The organism is Niveispirillum sp. CC-CTL257, from assembly GCF_059489915.1.
Genome location: NZ_JCAJXE010000004.1, coordinates 109,629 through 126,288, shown reverse-complemented (window position 1 = coordinate 126,288; position 16,660 = coordinate 109,629). Strand labels below are relative to the sequence as shown.

General features: G+C 64.0%; 16 protein-coding genes. 6 read left to right on the top strand and 10 right to left on the bottom strand.

The genetic code is table 11. From position 1 onward, the window contains the following. Window positions 1-150: 150 nt before the first annotated feature. The 4 genes from ABC729_RS21330 to ABC729_RS21315 all read left to right on the top strand — a co-directional run bounded on the left by ABC729_RS21330 (window position 151) and on the right by ABC729_RS21315 (window position 4,286). Window positions 151-1,206: a methionine ABC transporter ATP-binding protein gene (locus ABC729_RS21330; RefSeq protein WP_495610177.1), complete on the top strand. Its 1,056-nt coding sequence runs from the start codon at window positions 151-153 to the stop codon at window positions 1,204-1,206. Continuing rightward, a complete protein-coding gene (locus tag ABC729_RS21325) occupies window positions 1,175-1,834 on the top strand; it encodes a methionine ABC transporter permease (protein WP_495609623.1) in 660 nt (219 codons plus the stop codon). Before ABC729_RS21330 ends, ABC729_RS21325 begins: the two co-directional genes overlap by 32 nt. Window positions 1,835-1,854: 20 nt before the next feature. Further along, window positions 1,855-2,637: a MetQ/NlpA family ABC transporter substrate-binding protein gene (locus tag ABC729_RS21320; protein WP_495609622.1), complete on the top strand. Its 783-nt coding sequence runs from the start codon at window positions 1,855-1,857 to the stop codon at window positions 2,635-2,637. Between the two features lie 65 nt (window positions 2,638-2,702). Beyond that, the gene (locus ABC729_RS21315; protein WP_495609621.1) at window positions 2,703-4,286 is read left to right on the top strand and encodes a GMC family oxidoreductase; all 1,584 of its coding nucleotides are present in this window, start codon (window positions 2,703-2,705) and stop codon (window positions 4,284-4,286) included. Here the strand turns inward: ABC729_RS21315 and ABC729_RS21310 are convergent, their stop codons facing one another. Together ABC729_RS21310 and ABC729_RS21305 are read right to left on the bottom strand one after the other, a co-directional pair. Next, window positions 4,287-7,325, bottom strand: a complete 3,039-nt coding sequence (locus tag ABC729_RS21310) for an efflux RND transporter permease subunit (protein WP_495609620.1) — start codon at window positions 7,323-7,325, stop codon at window positions 4,287-4,289. It abuts the gene before it with no gap. 3 nt (window positions 7,326-7,328) lie between these two features. Next, window positions 7,329-8,378: an efflux RND transporter periplasmic adaptor subunit gene (locus tag ABC729_RS21305; RefSeq protein ID WP_495609619.1), complete on the bottom strand. Its 1,050-nt coding sequence runs from the start codon at window positions 8,376-8,378 to the stop codon at window positions 7,329-7,331. A gap of 89 nt (window positions 8,379-8,467) precedes the next feature. Between ABC729_RS21305 and ABC729_RS21300 the strand changes: the two genes are divergently transcribed. Next, window positions 8,468-9,148, top strand: a complete 681-nt coding sequence (locus ABC729_RS21300) for a TetR/AcrR family transcriptional regulator (protein ID WP_495609618.1) — start codon at window positions 8,468-8,470, stop codon at window positions 9,146-9,148. On the opposite strand, the gene ABC729_RS21295 is transcribed toward ABC729_RS21300, so the two are convergent. From ABC729_RS21295 to ABC729_RS21285, 3 genes are read right to left on the bottom strand one after another with little or no spacing between them, the layout of a single operon-like run. Next, window positions 9,145-9,693, bottom strand: a complete 549-nt coding sequence (locus tag ABC729_RS21295) for a gamma carbonic anhydrase family protein (RefSeq protein WP_495609617.1) — start codon at window positions 9,691-9,693, stop codon at window positions 9,145-9,147. The genes ABC729_RS21300 and ABC729_RS21295 overlap by 4 nt on opposite strands. Beyond that, entirely contained in the window at window positions 9,690-10,751 is a 1,062-nt protein-coding gene (gene argC, locus ABC729_RS21290) for an N-acetyl-gamma-glutamyl-phosphate reductase (RefSeq protein WP_495609616.1), read from the bottom strand. The genes ABC729_RS21295 and argC overlap by 4 nt, the downstream gene beginning before the upstream one ends. A gap of 51 nt (window positions 10,752-10,802) precedes the next feature. Continuing rightward, window positions 10,803-11,264 (bottom strand): GNAT family N-acetyltransferase, encoded by a 462-nt coding sequence (locus ABC729_RS21285; RefSeq protein WP_495609615.1) that lies wholly within the window; start codon window positions 11,262-11,264, stop codon window positions 10,803-10,805. A 214-nt stretch (window positions 11,265-11,478) separates the two neighbouring features. Here ABC729_RS21285 and ABC729_RS21280 point away from each other — a divergent pair, with 214 nt between their 5' ends. Beyond that, window positions 11,479-12,732, top strand: a complete 1,254-nt coding sequence (locus tag ABC729_RS21280; RefSeq protein WP_495609614.1) for an MFS transporter — start codon at window positions 11,479-11,481, stop codon at window positions 12,730-12,732. 6 nt (window positions 12,733-12,738) lie between these two features. On the opposite strand, the gene ABC729_RS21275 is transcribed toward ABC729_RS21280, so the two are convergent. The 5 genes from ABC729_RS21275 to ABC729_RS21255 are packed head-to-tail and all read right to left on the bottom strand — an operon-like array spanning window position 12,739 to window position 16,610. Further along, window positions 12,739-13,677: a 2-hydroxyacid dehydrogenase gene (locus ABC729_RS21275; RefSeq protein ID WP_495609613.1), complete on the bottom strand. Its 939-nt coding sequence runs from the start codon at window positions 13,675-13,677 to the stop codon at window positions 12,739-12,741. A 14-nt stretch (window positions 13,678-13,691) separates the two neighbouring features. Beyond that, entirely contained in the window at window positions 13,692-14,519 is an 828-nt protein-coding gene (locus ABC729_RS21270) for an alpha/beta fold hydrolase (RefSeq protein ID WP_495609612.1), read from the bottom strand. A gap of 38 nt (window positions 14,520-14,557) precedes the next feature. Next, the gene (locus tag ABC729_RS21265; RefSeq protein ID WP_495609611.1) at window positions 14,558-15,343 is read right to left on the bottom strand and encodes an ABC transporter ATP-binding protein; all 786 of its coding nucleotides are present in this window, start codon (window positions 15,341-15,343) and stop codon (window positions 14,558-14,560) included. Then, entirely contained in the window at window positions 15,325-16,074 is a 750-nt protein-coding gene (locus tag ABC729_RS21260; protein ID WP_495609610.1) for an ABC transporter permease, read from the bottom strand. Before ABC729_RS21260 ends, ABC729_RS21265 begins: the two co-directional genes overlap by 19 nt. Further along, window positions 16,071-16,610, bottom strand: coding sequence for a VOC family protein (locus ABC729_RS21255; protein ID WP_495609609.1), 540 nt, complete (start codon window positions 16,608-16,610; stop codon window positions 16,071-16,073). The genes ABC729_RS21260 and ABC729_RS21255 overlap by 4 nt, the downstream gene beginning before the upstream one ends. Window positions 16,611-16,660 lie beyond the last annotated feature (50 nt).

Genomic DNA, 16,660 nt, shown 5'->3' with positions numbered 1-16,660 from the left:
GTAAATTCGCCGATTGTCCATATGCCGCCCCCACTTCACTCTTTGCGGCAGCAGCAATCCAGGGCAGGATCGACCAACGACCGCCCGATGAGTGACATGGACCCGATTGTGACAGGACAGGACGCGCCCGGCGACGCCCCCCCGATGGGCATGGTGCAGCTGGCGGGCATTGCTAAGACGTTCCACGGCAAGGATGGCCGTACCGTGACGGCCCTGGCCGGCATCAACCTTGATATTGCGCAGGGCGGCATCACCGCCATTGTCGGACCCAGCGGTGCCGGCAAAAGCAGCCTGCTGCGCGCCGTCAATCTTCTGGAACGGCCCGATGCCGGCACCGTTATTGTCGGCGGTCGCGACCTGACCAGCCTGGATGAGGCGGCGTTGCGCCGCGCCCGGCAATCCATTGGCATGATTTTCCAGCATTTTAATCTGCTGGCCAACCGCACGGTGGCGGGCAATGTCGCCCTGTCGCTGGAACTGGCGGGCTGGCCGGCGGCCAAGATCGGCCCCCGCGTGGCCGAACTGCTGGACCTTGTCGGGCTGACCGACAAAGCGACGCAATATCCGGCCGCCCTGTCGGGTGGGCAGAAGCAACGGGTGGGCATCGCCCGCGCACTCGCCCCCAACCCTCAATTGCTGCTGTGTGATGAGGCGACATCCGCGCTGGACCCCGAAACCACGCGGCAGATCCTGGCCCTGATCCGCAAGATCAATCGTGAACTGGGGCTGACCGTCCTGCTGATCACCCACGAAATGGCGGTGGTGCGCGAAGTTGCGGATCAGGTGGTGGTGCTGGAGGCGGGCCGCATCATCGAACAGGGACCGGTGGCCCAGGTCTTCGCCCATCCCCAGCATCAGACGACCCGCCGTTTCCTGCTGGGGGAGACGGGCACGGAATTGCCACCTGCCCTGGCCGCCCGCCTGTCGCCCACGCCTGTTGGCGATGGTGCCACCCTGATCCGCCTGCATGCCGTGGGTGATCTGGCAGCAAGCCCGCTTCTGTCCGATCTGGGGGCCGCCGGTATTGGCGTGCGTCTGGTGGCGGGGCGGGTGCAGCCGCTGGGCGAACAGCCCTTTGCCGGCCTGATCGCCGCCCTGACGGGTGATGCCGGCGCCATCCACACCGCCATCCACCAATTGCGCGCCCAGGGCGCGGAGATCGAGGTTCTGGGCCATGTCGCCACAGATGCTGTCACTGCTGGCTGACGCCACGGTTCAGACCCTGCTGATGGTTGCGGTCGCGGGCGGGCTGGCCACCTTGGCTGGCGTGCCGCTGGGGCTGTTCCTGGCCCTCTCAGGGTCGGGCGACCTGCTGCCCAAGCCGGCCTTGCAGCGCACGGTCGGCCTGATCGTGAATGCCACCCGCTCCACCCCCTTCATCATCCTGGTGGTGACCATCGTGCCGCTGACAAGGTTGTTGACCGGCACCTCCATCGGCACCGCTGCCGCAACGGTACCGCTGACCCTGGCCGCCATCCCCTTTATTGCGCGGGTGGTGGAAGGGGCCGTGCGGGAGGTGGATAACGGCCTGCTGGATGCCGCCCGCGCCATGGGGGCGAAGCCGGCTCAGGTGGTGACCAAGATCCTGCTGCCCGAAGCGCGGGCCGGCATCGTGCGCGGCCTGACCTTGGCCGCCGTCAATCTGGTGGGCTATTCCGCCATGGTCGGCGCGGTGGGTGGTGGCGGTCTCGGTGATCTGGGCATCCGTTATGGCTATCAGCGCTTCATGCCGGAAATGATGCTGGCTGTGGTGCTGATCCTGATCGTCGTCGTGCAGGTCCTGCAATCGGGTGGTGAGGCGCTGGCCCGCCGCCTGGACAAACGTAACCCTTGAGAATGTGAAGGCCCGAAACCATGCGCATTTCCGCCCTGCTGGCCGTTACCGCCGCCCTGCTGGCCGCCGCCCTGCCCGCCCAGGCAGAGAAAGTCCGGATCGGCGTCACCCCCGGCCCGCACGCCCAGATCATGGAAGTGGTGAAGAAGGAAGCAACGGCCCAGGGTCTGGACCTGGAAGTGCTGGAATTCAGCGACTATGTCGTGCCCAACGCCGCCCTGGACAGCGGCGACCTGGACGCCAACAGTTTTCAGCATCAACCTTATCTGGATAACCAGATTGCCGACCGGGGTTTCAAGCTGGTGACCGTTGGCAAAACGGTGACCTTCCCGTTGGGTATCTTCGCGGCCAAGGTCAAGTCGCTGGACGCCCTGCCCAAGGGGGCCAAGGTCGCTATCCCCAACGACCCCACCAATGGCGGCCGCGCCCTGCTGCTGCTGGCCCATGAGGGCCTGATCAGCGTTGACCCCAAGGCGGGACTGAAGGCCACCGTCCTGGACATCACCCAGAACCCGAAGAACCTGAAGATCGTGGAACTGGACGCCGCGCAGTTGCCGCGCAGCCTGGGCGATGTCGACGCCGCCGCCATCAATGGCAATTACGCGCTGGAAGCCGGCCTGGACCCGGTGAAGGATGCCATCGCGCGGGAACCGGCCAACGGCCCTTACGCCAATGTCATTGTCGTGCGCACCGCAGACAAGGACAAGCCCTGGGTAAAAAAATTGATTTCTGTTTACAATTCAGCCCCAGTAAAAAGCTACATAGAGACCACTTTCAAAGGCGCTGTTGTTCCAGCCTGGTAACCCCTTTTCTTTCCACCCAACCCGTGAGACGCTTTACGATAATGTAAAGAAGAACGGTGTCAGGGATGGAAGTGGATTACCTTGTTATCGGTGGCGGGTCGGCCGGCTGTGTCCTGGCGGCCCGACTATCCGAGGATTTCAGCCGTCAGGTGGCCTTGGTTGAAGCTGGGGGCACCGATGACCAGTGGGTGGTGCGAACGCCGGCGGCACTGGTGGCCATGCTGCCGACCAAGCTGAATAACTGGGGGTTTCAGACGACGGTACAGGCGGGGCTCGCAGGCCGCCGCGGATACCAGCCACGCGGTCGTGTCCTTGGTGGGTCCAGTTCGACCAACGCCATGGTTTATCTGCGCGGTGCCCCTGAAGATTATGATCAGTGGGCAGCTGAAGGTAATTGCGGATGGTCCTTCAATGAGGTGCTGCCCTACTTTCGGAAGTCGGAACATAATGAGCGGTTCGACGATGATCGTCACGGCAAGGGCGGACCGCTGAATGTTGCCGACTCCCGAACTGGAAACCGTGTCACCGAGATGTTCGTCCAGGCCGGTATCAATGCCGGTCTTCCCAGGGTGGATGATTTCAATGGCCCGTCACCCGAAGGCATCGGCATCTATCAGTTGACCCAGAAGAATGGGGAACGCTGGAATACCGCACGGGCCTATCTGGACCCCGCACGATCACGGCCAAACTTGGCAATTCTGACAAGAAGCCGCGCGTCACGATTGACCCTTGAGAACCGCCGGGTGACCGGAGCAGTAATCCGCCGCAATGGCGCCGATATGCACGTAAAGGCGCGGGCCGGTGTGGTGCTGGCCGCCGGCGCCTTTCAGTCGCCGCACCTGCTTATGCTGTCCGGTATCGGCCCTGGACAGCATCTGATAGACGCTGGAATTCCGGTTCTGCACAACCTGCCCGGCGTGGGCGGGAACCTTCAGGACCATGTCGATTACATTTTCAGCTTTCGGGCGACGCATCCCGATCTGGTCGGCACCACACCGTCCGCTGCCAAACACCTCATGCAGGAGCTATTCCGATATCGACGTGATCGGATGGGCATGTGGACAAGCAACTACGCCGAAGGCGGCGCTTTGTTCCGTCGTAATGACGCCTCTCCCAGGCCTGACTTCCAATTACATTTCGTTGTGGCCATCGTCGAAAATCACGCACGCCGCATCCGCCTGGGGCAGGGCTTTTCCTGCCATCTTTGCCTTCTGCACCCCAAGAGCAGGGGGACTGTCCGGTTGGGGGGGGCGGACCCGCTATCCGACCCCGTGATTGATCCCAACTTCTATGATGACCCGCGTGATCTGGACGCGATGGTGGACGGTTTTCGGCTGACCCGTCGTCTATTGGACGCCGATCCGCTGCGTCGAGTACGGGGTGCCGCCCTGCACGGCGAACTGCTGGAAGAAGACGCGGACATTCGTGAGGAGCTGCGGCAGCGCTCCGACACGATCTATCACCCGGTTGGGACATGCCGGATGGGAACCGACGCTGACGCCGTGGTTGATCCACATCTGCGCGTCCACGGCATTGACGGGCTTTGGGTGGCGGACGCCAGCATCATGCCAACCATCATAGGCGGCAACACCAATGCGCCCACCGTGATGATTGCAGAAAAGGCGGCGGACATGATCCGACGGGTATGATCAATCCACCTCCTTAGGTGCCAGCAGCAGATACATGGCTGGCGTCACCAGACGGGACAGGACCGTGGACGACACCAGCCCACCGATAATGACGGCGGCCAGGGGGGAGTAGAGGCCCGAGCCGCCCAAAGCCAACGGCATCAAGCCGCCAATGGCCGTAACGGAGGTCAGGAGGACGGGCAGGAACCGCACCTCCCCCGCCTCCTCAATCGCGGCCTTCAGCGGCGTGCCGGCCCGGCGCAGCTGTGTGGTGAAATCGACCAGCAGGATGGAATTCTTGATCTCGATCCCGATCAGGGCGATGAAGCCGATCACTGCCGTAAAGGACAGCGTGTAACCGGTCACAAACAGCGCCACCATACCGCCGATAATGCCCAGCGGGATGACGCCGGCCACCACAGCGGTCGTAGCGAAACTGCGGAATTCCAGGATCAGGACGGCCATGATGCCAAACATGGCGACCAGGATCGCACCCGACAGGCCGGCGAAGCTCCGGGACCGCGACTCTGCCTCCCCACCCGTCATCAACCGGTAACCGGGCGGCAGGCCCAGGGCCGACAATTGCTCCCCGATGGCGCGGGTGACGCGGTCGGTATTGTAGCCGGTGGCGGTGAAGGCCGTAATGGTAACGGCGCGCTCACGGTTGAAGCGGTCGATGCGGGCCGGGCTGGTGATGAAATGCGGGTCGCTGAGGGCGGACAGTGGCACCGCCCCCGCCGCACCCGGCACGCGAATGTCACCCAGCACCGACAGCTCATGCCGGCCCTCCATCGGCAGGCGCAGGGTGACGGGGTAGTCATCGCCATCGCTTTCCCTGTAGGTCGCCACCGCCTCCCCCGACAGGGACAGGCGCACGGCACGGTCCACGGCCCCCGCCGGCACGCCCAGCACGCCGGCCTTGTCGAGATCAATGCCCAGATCCAGGTCGGTACGGTCCAGGCGCAGCGGATTGACGACATCGCGCGATCCGGGCGTGCCCTCGATGATCGAGGTCACCTTGGCGGCCAGTTCCTTCAACACCGGCAGTTCCGGGCCCAGGATGCGCACGGCAATGGGTGCTTCGATGGGCGGGCCATTCTCAAACACCCGCACAATGATCTGGGCACCGGGATATGCCGCCAGCCGGGCGCGCAGCTTGTCCAGTTCCGCCGTGCTCTGCCGGCCTTTCCATTCCGTCAGGCCGACAAAGATGGCGCCGTGCGTGGGGTCATCCTCCCGCGGGGTGATGTTGTAATAGATGCGCGGATTGCCATGCCCGGCATTGGCCATGACAAAGCGCACATCCGGCATCTGTTTGACCTGCGCCTCCACGAACTTCACGGCCTTGTCCGTCTCCGCCAGGGGTGCGCCGTCGGGCAGGTCGATCTCGATCAGGAACTGCGGAATGTCGGCGGATGGGAACAGGCTGAACCCGATGCGCGGCACCAGGGCGATGGAGCCGGCAAACAGAACTGTCGCGATCAGCACCGTGATGCCCGGACGTTCCAGCGCCCGGTGCAGAACAGGACGATAGACGGCATGGATAGCACCCATCACCCATTGCAGGGCCTTGTTCCCCTCCGGGTCCTCATGTCGCGACAGGATGCGCGCCGCCAGGAACGGGATCATGGTCAACGCCACGAACAGGGAGGCGGCGACGGTCGCCAGCACGGAGACGGGCAGCGATTTGATGAACTTGCCTGACCCTTCCGGCAGGAACATCAACGGCAGAAAGGCCAGCAGCAGCGTAGCTGTACAGCCCAGCACGGCCACCGCGATCTGCCGCGTACCCTCAATCGCTGCCTCTTCCCGGCTTTTGCCCATGCGCAGATGGCGGGCGATGTTTTCCGTCACCACGATACTGTCATCAACCAGCAGGCCCAGCGACAGCACGAAGCCGGCGATGGACAGCTGGTTCAGGGTGAAGCCCGTGAATTGCAGCACCGTCACGCCGATGGCCAGCGACAGCGGAATGGCCAGCATCACCACCAGCGAGGCGCGGAACCCCAGCGGGATCAGGGTGATCAGCACCAATCCCAGGGCAATGGCGAAGTCGCGGAACAGGGCCGACAGGCGCTTGGCCACATTCTCCGATTGATCAAAGCCGCGCTCCAGTTTGATGTTGGGCGGCAAGGACCGCTCAAACTCATCCAGCGCCGCATAGGTGTTTTTCTTCAGATCGAAGATATTCTGGCCGGGCTTCTGGTTGGCCGTGATGAAGACGGCGCGGGTGCCGTTAAAGCGCGCGATGTGGTTGGCCTCATCCGACGCCCAGGTGACATCCGCCACATCGCGCACCCGCACCACCCGGCCATCAGCGGCGCGGACCACGGTGTTAGCGATATCGTCCAGCGTGTCGAAATCACCCTCTGTCTTGACGGTAAAACGCCGTTCCCCGGCATGCAGCGCACCCAGGGGCACGGCGGCCCCTTCCGCCTTCAAGGCGTCGGCCACCGCCGTGACGGGCAGGCGTAGTTCGGCCAGACGCCCGGCATCGACGGCAACGCGGACCTCCGTCCGCTCCTCCCCCCAGATATCGCTTTCCCAGACGCCGGGCACCCGGTCGATGATGTCGCGCAGGTCATCGGCACGCTTGCGCAGTTCCAGTACCGAAACACCATCACCGATTAAGGCCACCTGCATGAAATTGGTCAGCGCCGTATTGAACTTCTTCACCTCCAGCCGGACAAGGCCGGCAGGAAGGGTCGGGCGGATGGCATTCACCTCCCGCACTACCTGATCATATTTGCGTTCCGCGTCGGACGACCAGTCGAACTCCACGGTAATCACCGCCACCCCGTCGCGGGTGCGCGATGTAATCTTGGTGATGTCGTCCAGGCTGTCGATGGCGTCTTCCAGCGGGTCGGTAACCTGCTTTTCCAGGTCGATCGTGTCGGCCCCTGGCAGCACCGCCACCACCAGCATGGTGGGGATGGGGAAGCTGGGGTCCTCGGCACGCGGGATGGACATCAGCGCGCTGACGCCCATGGCGGCCAGCATGGCAAACAGCACCAGTGTGAATTGCCACTGGCGCACAGAAAAGGCGGCGATATTGCCCATGGCTTACTTCCCCGCCGGCGCGATGGTGATGGCGCTGTCGGGCCGCAGATAGGCACCGCCGGCCGAGATCACGCGTTCACCCTGCGCAAGGCCGCCGGCCACAAGCAGATCGGAACCGCGCAGGCCCGCCACCTTCACCTGCCGTCGTTCCACCCCCTTACCATCGGGCTTCACGACATAGAGCGTGGCCAGATCGCCGAAGCCTTCGATGATGGCAGAGGCCGGAACCGCCAGCGGGGGGGCTGCACCACCGGGCCGGGGCGCGATGAACAGGGTCAGAATGCGTCCGCTGGACAGGTGGGCCGGTGCCGATGGCAACGTCACCTCCACATCGAATACGCCGGTGCCCGTGGCACTTTTGGCGGCGATGCGGGTGACCTGACCCGTCAGTTTGCCTTCGGGCAGGTCCAGTTCCACCGCATTGCCGGTCCCGATGCGGGCCACGTCACGGTCGGACAGGCCGGCCCGCACGATGACCCCGCTTTCACGATCCCCGATGACCAGGGCTGTGGTCCCCGCCGGCACGATCTGCCCCGGCTCCAGCGGTCGTGCCAGCACCACACCATCGGCAGGGGCCGTGATCTCTGACAGGCCCCGGTTGAAGGCGATCGCGTCACGGTCGGCCTGCGCCGTGTCCAGCGCCGATTTGGCCGCATCCACCCGCGCCTTCTCCACAAAACCCTTGGCGACCAGGGGCAGCAGCCGGTCCAGATCCTGCCGCGCCTTGGTGACGCGGGCATCGGCGGCCCGCAGCTGTGCATCCACTTCCGTCACCTGAATACGGGCCAGACGCTGACCGCGCGTGACCGGGTCGGCGATATCGACCTGGAAGCCTTCCACCTTGCCCGCCACCTTGAAGGAAAGCGGGATTTCCCGCTTGAAGGCGACGGTGCCCGTAGCCTTCACCATCTGCGCCTCCGGGGCGGGGCGGGCCACGCTGACCGACACGGGCACGGGCGGGGCTGCGGGGGCCGCCTGTGCCGCATCGGGATCACCCTTGCCGCATGCGGACAGGGCCAGGACAAGGATCAGCGGGATGGACGCGCGCAGCATGGCACACCTAACCTAACGGCGATAAGTTTACGGTGTTAGGTTTAGTCCGACTGGGCTATAGGTCAATAGGGATTCTGAAAGTTGATGGCATGGTTAACGAAAAAGGCACGCGTGCAGTAAAGTCGGGCAAGCGGACACGGCTTCCCGCCGCCGAACGGCGCGCGCAGATCCTGGCCGTGGCCCGTGACCTGTTCGTGACCCAAGGGTTTGAACAAGCCAGCATGCGCCGCATCGCCGATGCCGCAGGCATCACCCCCACCGCCATCTATGATCATTTCGCCGATAAGGAGGCGCTGCTGACCGCCATCGCGGCGGATTTCTTCGATGGTCTGGTGGCGGCCATGACAGTGCCGCCCGACGCGGCGATCGATCCGTTGGGCCAGTTGCGGCAATTGATGATCAATTATGTGCGCTATGGTCTGGCGCACCCCAACGAATACCGGCTGGTTTTCATGACCAGCCTGTCACGCTTCGTGCCCACTCTGGGCCATCGCGGCCTTCCCTGCTCCGGTGTGGTGCCGGAGGAGGTGGCGCAGAAAGCCGTCAAGGCGATGCAAAGCTTCGGTATTTTGCAGACTGGGATTGAGCGGCTGGTTGCCGCCGGCCTATTGCGCGCCGACGATCCGGAAGGTTTCGCCGACAGTGTCTGGGCCATGGGCCACGGAATTGTGTCCCTGGTCATTACCAAGGGCGACAGCAACTTCACCCCCATCGACCGCTGGCTTAATACGTCTATCGGGATATTGATGGAGGGGATGCGGCCGCGTTAACCGATGCCGCCCCCAACTTCGTCCAGATAGACCTTCGCCATCTCCGCATAATGCGGGGCGATGGACATCTGCATCTTGATATCGTACTCGGTCAGGGGGCGCAGGAACTTCGCGGGGCTGCCGCCCCAAAGCTCTCCCGCCTTCACCCGCTTGCCCGGCGTGACCAGGGCACCGGCGGCAACCATGGCACCCGCTTCGACCACGGCCCCATCCATGACGCAGGCCTTCATGCCGATAAAGGCCCCATCTTCCACCACGCACCCATGCAGCAGGGCCAGATGACCAACGGTGACATTGTCACCGATGGTCGTGCTGAACCGGTTGCGGGTGCAGTGGACGACGCTGCCATCCTGAATGTTGCTGTTACGGCCAATGCGGATGGCGTTGACGTCGCCGCGAACGGTGACGCCAAACCACAGGTTCGTCCCCGCCCCGATCTCCACATCGCCGATGACCGTGGCATTGGCTAGGAACACTGAAGGGTCGATGACGGGCAGCTTGCCCTTGAAGGGCAGGATGGTGGGGATGGGGCGGGGATGGATCACGGGAACACCGGTACAACGTCCAGGCCCAACGTCTCCTCAAACCCGTTCATGATGTTGAAATTCTGCACCGCCTGACCCGACGCGCCCTTCATCAGATTGTCGATGACGGAGACCAGGATGGCGCGACCGGGGATACGGTCAGCAAAAACATTGATCAGCGACAGGTTGGAGCCCGCCACATGGCGCGTCTGCGGGCCGACGCCGGGGGCCAACAGCTTCACAAACGCCTCACCGGCATAGGCCTTCTCCAGGCTGGCGCGCAGGGCCGCCACGTCCACCCTATCCTTCATGCGGACATAGGTGGTGGCCATCATGCCCCGGTTCATGGGGATCAGGTGCGGGGTGAAGGCGATGCGGATATCGCCGCGGCCGGCGGCCCAGCCCAGGCTCTGCTCAATCTCCGGCGCGTGGCGATGCGAGGCGATGCCATAGGCATGCATGCCTTCCGCCACTTCGCAGTAAAGGCTGCCCTGCTTGGCATCGCGGCCCGCGCCGGACACGCCTGACTTAGCGTCGATGATAATGTCATCGGCGGAAATCAGCCCGTCCTTCAACAGCGGCAGCAACGGCAGCAGCGACGCTGTGGGATAACAGCCGGGATTGGCGACCAGCCGGGCCTTCGCCACCTGTTCGCGCGCCACCTCCGACAGGCCATAGACGGCGGTTTCCTGCAAATCCACGGCCTTGTGCGCGTGGCCATACCATTCGGCATAGGTGTCGACATTGAACAGCCGGAAATCCGCCGACAGGTCGCAGACGCGGACATGGGCGGGCAGGCCGGCGATCACCTCCTGCGTGGTGCCATGCGGCAGGCCGCAGAAGACGAAATCCACATCGTCCCAGTTCACATCGGCGATCTTGGTCAGGGCCGGCAGGTCATAGGGGGCCAGATGCGGGAACACGTCTGCCACCGGCTTGCCGGCCGCACGCTCCCCCGTCAGGGCCGTGATGCGCACACGCGGATGGCGCAACAGCAATCGCATCAGCTCGGCACCCGTATAGCCGGAAGCGCCCAGAATGGCGACGCGGACGGGGGGGACGGCGGAAGCGGTGCTCATTTACGGCGATCTCCTGGTCAAAGATGGGCGCCACACTCTGGCACCCGTGCGTTACAAATACAGCTTCATGCCCTCATGCGAAGCATCAAAGCCAAGGCGCTGGTAGAACCTGTGCGCATCGGTCCGCCGCTTGTCAGTGGTCAACTGCACCATGCCGCAGCCACGGGCACGGGCCATATCCAGACAATTTTCGATCAGAATAGCGCCCAGCCCCTTGGAGCGCAGGTTGGAGGCTACCCGCACCGCCTCAATGGTGCAGCGACGCATACCCTTGCGGCCCAAGCCCCTGGCATAGTTCAGCTGCGCCATGCCCACCACACGGCCATCCAGGTCCAAAATCAGGATCTCGGCATTGGGGTCCAGGATTATCTCGTCCCACGCCTCGTAATAGGGTTCCAGGTCGGTGGCCCCTTCCCGCCCTTGCCCCAGCATGTCGTCGGTCAGCAGCGCCACCATCTCCGGCACGTCGCGGCGCTGCGCCACACGGACCACGACATCATCCTTGATCGACATGCATTCCCCCTGAAAGCCAGGGGTCCATCATAGAGCGCCGCCAGCCCAGACCGAACCAATTTCACCGATAAAGGGTGGTTGAAAAAGAAAGGCGCCACACCTGATTATAGTTCGCCGCCACCGCGCGCGCCCCAGCGTTGCAGGAAGCGCCCTTAACGGATCGCAAGGCCGAGGCGCATAGTTTCCGTCTGTCGCCCGTTACCTGCCCGGTCCCATGTCCGATGCCTCCCCGGTCGATCAGCCGACCAGCCCCTTCGCCTATACCCCCTATCGGCTTTACTGGTTTGCCCGCATCTGCGCCATTCTGGCGTTGCAGATGCAGATCGTCGCCACCGGCTGGCGCGTCTATGACGTATCGGGCAGTGCCATGGCGTTGGGCTTCATCGGACTGGCGGAGTTCCTGCCGTCGATCCTGCTGGTCCTGGTCACCGGACATGTTGCCGACCGGTTCGACCGGCGGCGCGTGATCAATGTCTGCCAGGGGCTGGAAATCGTCGCCATGCTGGTGCTGTGGCTGGCGCTCTGGGACGATAATACCAAGGCGCTATGGCCCGCCTTCCTGTCGGTCACCATCCTGGGCACGGCCCGCGCGTTTGAGATGCCAGCGGCGTCCTCGCTTGTGCCAAATCTTGTGCCACCCGCCATCTTTCCGCGCGCCGTGGCGTTGAATTCATCGGCTTGGCAGGGTGCGTCCATCGTGGGACCGGCGCTGGGCGGGTTGCTTTACGGCTTTATCGGCCATTGGGTTTTTGCCCTTTGCGCCCTGCTGTTCATGATCGCCTTCACCCTGGTCCGGTTCATCAAGCTGCCGCCCAAGCCCAACCCGGCGGCGGTGAAGAAGGTCAGCCTGGAAACCCTGTTCGCGGGTTTCCGCTTCATCTGGGGCAAGCCCATCGTGCTGGGCGCCATCTCGCTGGACCTGTTTGCGGTACTGCTGGGTGGGGCGACGGCGTTGCTGCCGGTCCTGGCCAAGGATCAGTTCGATGCCGGCCCCGTGATGGCTGGCATCCTGCGCGCCGCGCCCTCGGTGGGGGCATTGGTGACGGGGCTGATCCTGGCCTTTTGGCCCGTGCGGCGACGGGTGGGCCGGGTGCTGTTCGTCTGCGTCGCCGCCTTCGGTGTGGGGACCATCATCTTCGGGTCTACCAGTTCGGCCATCGTGGCCGGCATCGCCCTGATTGTCATGGGCGCGGTGGATATGGTCAGCGTCTTCATCCGCCAGTCGCTGGTACAGCTGGAAACACCCGACGACATGCGTGGCCGCGTCAGCGCCGTCAGCAGCCTGTTCATAGGCGCGTCCAACCAGTTGGGTGAATTTGAAAGCGGGCTTACGGCCCATTGGTGGGGTGCCGGCCCCGCCGTGATCGTCGGCGGGGTCGGCACGCTGGTGGTCGTGGCGCTGTGGTGCGTGCTGTTCCCGGCCCTGCGCAAGGTGGACCGGTTCCCCGGCGCCCTGGACAAGGGCTGACGGGGGTCAGTAGCCGCGCGTGCGGTCCACGACATTGTGCAGGGGCTCCCCCCGTCGATGCCGGTCGATGTTGGCGGCCACGATGCGCGATGCCGTGCCCGGATGAGTCAAGGCGGCGGCATGGGGGACCAGCGTGATCTTCGGGTGCGTCCAAAAGGGGTGCCCGCCAGGCAACGGTTCCACCGCAAAAACATCCAGTGTCGCCGCCGACAGATGGCCGGTATCCAGCAGCGGGATCAGATCATCCTCCACCAGATGCCCGCCGCGCGCGGCATTGATCAGATAGGAACCGCGCGGCAGCGCCGACAGGGTGCGGCGGTTCAGGATGCCGCGCGTCTGATCGGTCAGGGGCAGCAGACAGACCAGAATGTCGGTCTGGGCAAGGAACCCATCCAGCTGTTCTGCCCCGGCAAAGCCGCGCACGCCAGGCAGGTGCTTTTCCGTCCGGCTCCACCCCGCCACATCGAACCCGAAACCCGTCAGCGCCTTGGCGCAGGCCGCGCCCAGTTCGCCTAGCCCCAAGATACCGATCCGGCGTTCGGACGGCAGCAATTGTGGCAGCTGCTTCCAGATGCCGGCCCGCTGCTGTGCGGCGTAGTCCGGCATGGACCGGTGATAGTGCAGCACCTGCATCACGACAAACTCCACCATGCCGGTGACCAGGGTAGGGTCTACCATGCGCACCAGCGGAATGTCGGCGGGCAGGGTCGTATCGGTCAGGACATGTTCGACACCGGCCCCCAGTGAGAAGATCACTTTCAGGTTCGGCAGATCGGACAGGATGCCCGCCGGCTGCTTCCAGACAAAGGCATAATCGATCTCCGCCTTGTCGCCCGTATCCGGCCACAGACGGATATCGATGCCGGGCAATGCTGCGGTCAGGGGCTTGACCCAGGCCTCCTGATCCACCGTGGGGCAGGCATAGAGCAGCACGGGCGGCTTCATGGCGATAACCTCTTTCACGCGACGACCGGCCTGTACCCGGCGCTGTTGGAATGAACGGACTTGCGACGCCCCTTGAAGCCCGCCATCTGCAACAGGCTCAACAGGCTGTCGTTGAATTCGACGGGACGTTCATAGAACACGGAATGGCCCGTGTCCTGCACTTCCACCAGGAAGCTGCCCGGCACCTGCGCCTGAACCGCCCGTATGGCATCGACGGGGAAGACAGGGTCCAGATGCCCGGCGATGAACAGGATGGGGAAACCCAGGCTGCCCAGCAGGGCCGGCGGCACGCTGCGCGGCCAATCGCCCTTCAGCCCCTTGCGGTCGGTATTGTTGAAACCCGACAGGGCAGCATAGAGCCAGGACAGTTCCGGCTCGCGCTGCTTGAATGGCGCGCCCAGTACGCGCTCAAGCTGAGGCAGCGCATTGCTGGCCGCCCGCGCCGCCACCATCAGGTCGGCCACATCGCCTTCCTCCGCAATGGCATGCAGGGACGACGCGACGCACAGGGCCGCAACCCGGCCCGGATGGCGCAGCGCGACATTGATGCAGGTCCCCGCCCCCATCGATTGCCCCACCAGCGCCACCCGGTCGAGCCCCAGATGATCCAGCAAGGCGGTCAGGTCATCGGCAAAGGCGCTGCGACCCAGGCCAGCGCGGTCGGTGGATTTGCCGAAACCACGATGGTCGAACAGCACGACCTGATAGGCCTTGGTCAGGACCGGCACCTGCCGAAACCAGACGGCATGATTGCCGCCCACCCCATGGGCCAGCACAATGGCCGGCCCCTCGCCATGGGTTTCATAATAAAGCTGATCTTCGCCAAGCGACAGATAGGGCATTGGAATTCCCCGATTTCAAGAAAGGATGCGGTGTGGCGTCAACCGACGCCCATCAACCGGCTCAGTTCCACGACATATTCCCCGAACGCCGCGCTCTCCCGCGTCCGGCTGGGGTCTCGCGGGCGGGGCAGATTGATAGTGACATCGCGGATCACCCGGCCCGGCCGTTCCGACATCACCAGCACCCGGTCGGACAGCAGCACCGCCTCCGCGATGGAATGGGTGATCAGGACGACGGTCTTGGCGTCCCGCTGCCAGATGCGCAGCAATTCCATGTTCAACCTATCCCGGGTCAGCGCGTCCAGCGCTCCGAACGGTTCATCCATCAGCAGCACGCGCGGATCGCACAGCAGCGTCTGGCCGATGGCCACCCGGTGGCGCATACCGCCCGACAGCTGATGCGGGAAATGCTTTTCAAAGCCCTTCAGGCCCAGCGTCTCCACCATCGGCCCGATATCGGCGCCCCGCGCCGCCGCCTTGCCCCGGCGTATCTCCAGACCCAGGCGCAAATTTGCCTCGATATTCAGCCAGGCCAGCAGGTTGGAGGTCTGGAACACCACGCCGACATCATCGCGCGGGCCATTGACCCGGCCGCCGAAAATGTCGATCCCGCCCTCCTCGCATCCGACCAAGCCCGCCAGGATACGCAGCAAGGTGCTCTTGCCACAGCCGCTGGGCCCCAGTATGGAGACGAATTCCCGGTCCTGGATCTCCGCCGTCACATTATCCAGCGCCGTCAGCCCACCAAACCGCTTGGTCACGCCGTCGATGGCGATGGCGACCGGGGCCATATCCGCCACAGGCTTCAACCCTGCCGCCACCATACCAGCCTCCCCAATGCTTCGATCAGATAGAACAGGGCCAACGACAGGCCGGTGACGACCAGCAGGGCCGAAAAGGACAGGGCCGTCTGCGATGACCCGGTGGCGATCAGGATCAGATTGCCCAGCCCATCATTGGACCCGACAAATTCCCCCACGATGGCCCCGATCACGGCCAGCGGCATGGCGACCTTGGCCCCATCCACAAAGCTGGGCAGGGCCGATGGCACACGCAGCCGCCAGAACGACGCCCAGGGCTTCGCCCCCAACGCCCGGAAATGTTCCTCAAGATGGGCTGGCGTGCTGGCCAGACCGCCCAGGGTCGTGATGACAATGGGAAAGAAGGCGAACAGGAAGGCCATGGTGACCTTGGACGCCAGCCCATAGCCGCACCAGACCACGATGATGGGCGCCAACCCGATCTTCGGGATGGATTGCAGCGCCACCACGAACGGGTAGAGCGTGCGCTTTGCCAACGGCACGAAGAAGATCAGGGCCGCCAGCGCCACGCCCAGGACCGTGGCAAAGGCGAAACCCAACGCCACCTCCCCCAATGTCACCAGGGAATGGTGCCAGAGCTGTGCGCGCGCCCGCCACGTTTCCTCCGCGATGGAAGAGAGCGAGGGCAGCAGATAGGGTTTCACCTCAAACAGCCTGACCCCACCTTCCCACAGGATGATCAGGACAGCGCAGAACAGCAGCGTTTCCGCCGCGCGCCGGATGGTGCCGGTCATTTCCCCCCTCCCTTTTTCAGCTGTTCGATGCGGGCCGGCGGCGGGACCACGAATTTTTCCAGGTCCCAGCGGTCGAACGTATGCATCTGTTTGCCGGGCCAGATGGCGGGCGTGTGCGGATGGTCGGTATCCACCTGGATCATGTCGGAATAGAATTCGACATTGTTGCCGTCCGGGTCCTTGAACACGATGAAGGTGTTACCGCCCGGCCCGTGCCGTCCATAGCCCCGGTCGATGGGCACGCCGCGTTCCATCAGGAAGGCTGTGATGCGCTCCATCTCGCCCATATCGGCGACCTGATAGCTGAAATGCTCTACCGGAGAGGTGGCAGGATCGTGCCTTGCCGCCTGATCCGCCGGCATCTGCAACAGGGCCAGATCATGATGGTCAGTGCCGGCCCGCAGGAAAACCATATGCCCGTCAATCCAGTCGGACACTTCCAGCCCGACAATGTCACGGTAGAAGGCCAGCGATGCCTGGATATCCCGGACCTTCAGCACCAGATGGCCGAGCTTCAGCGGCTTGGGTCGAAACATGGCGTTTCCTTTCTCGTCTCAATGCCGACTGCTTTCTCGTCATCCCGGCG

Excerpts from the sequence above, each read along its gene's own strand:
- ABC729_RS21330 (WP_495610177.1), top strand. The coding sequence starts at position 151 with ATGGTGCAGCTGGCGGGCATTGCTAAGACGTTCCACGGCAAGGATGGC.
- ABC729_RS21325 (WP_495609623.1), top strand. The coding sequence starts at position 1,175 with ATGTCGCCACAGATGCTGTCACTGCTGGCTGACGCCACGGTTCAGACC.
- ABC729_RS21320 (WP_495609622.1), top strand. The coding sequence starts at position 1,855 with ATGCGCATTTCCGCCCTGCTGGCCGTTACCGCCGCCCTGCTGGCCGCC.
- ABC729_RS21315 (WP_495609621.1), top strand. The coding sequence starts at position 2,703 with ATGGAAGTGGATTACCTTGTTATCGGTGGCGGGTCGGCCGGCTGTGTC.
- ABC729_RS21310 (WP_495609620.1), bottom strand. The coding sequence starts at position 7,325 with ATGGGCAATATCGCCGCCTTTTCTGTGCGCCAGTGGCAATTCACACTG.
- ABC729_RS21305 (WP_495609619.1), bottom strand. The coding sequence starts at position 8,378 with ATGCTGCGCGCGTCCATCCCGCTGATCCTTGTCCTGGCCCTGTCCGCA.
- ABC729_RS21300 (WP_495609618.1), top strand. The coding sequence starts at position 8,468 with ATGGTTAACGAAAAAGGCACGCGTGCAGTAAAGTCGGGCAAGCGGACA.
- argC (WP_495609616.1), bottom strand. The coding sequence starts at position 10,751 with ATGAGCACCGCTTCCGCCGTCCCCCCCGTCCGCGTCGCCATTCTGGGC.
- ABC729_RS21285 (WP_495609615.1), bottom strand. The coding sequence starts at position 11,264 with ATGTCGATCAAGGATGATGTCGTGGTCCGTGTGGCGCAGCGCCGCGAC.
- ABC729_RS21280 (WP_495609614.1), top strand. The coding sequence starts at position 11,479 with ATGTCCGATGCCTCCCCGGTCGATCAGCCGACCAGCCCCTTCGCCTAT.
- ABC729_RS21275 (WP_495609613.1), bottom strand. The coding sequence starts at position 13,677 with ATGAAGCCGCCCGTGCTGCTCTATGCCTGCCCCACGGTGGATCAGGAG.
- ABC729_RS21270 (WP_495609612.1), bottom strand. The coding sequence starts at position 14,519 with ATGCCCTATCTGTCGCTTGGCGAAGATCAGCTTTATTATGAAACCCAT.
- ABC729_RS21265 (WP_495609611.1), bottom strand. The coding sequence starts at position 15,343 with ATGGTGGCGGCAGGGTTGAAGCCTGTGGCGGATATGGCCCCGGTCGCC.
- ABC729_RS21260 (WP_495609610.1), bottom strand. The coding sequence starts at position 16,074 with ATGACCGGCACCATCCGGCGCGCGGCGGAAACGCTGCTGTTCTGCGCT.
- ABC729_RS21255 (WP_495609609.1), bottom strand. The coding sequence starts at position 16,610 with ATGTTTCGACCCAAGCCGCTGAAGCTCGGCCATCTGGTGCTGAAGGTC.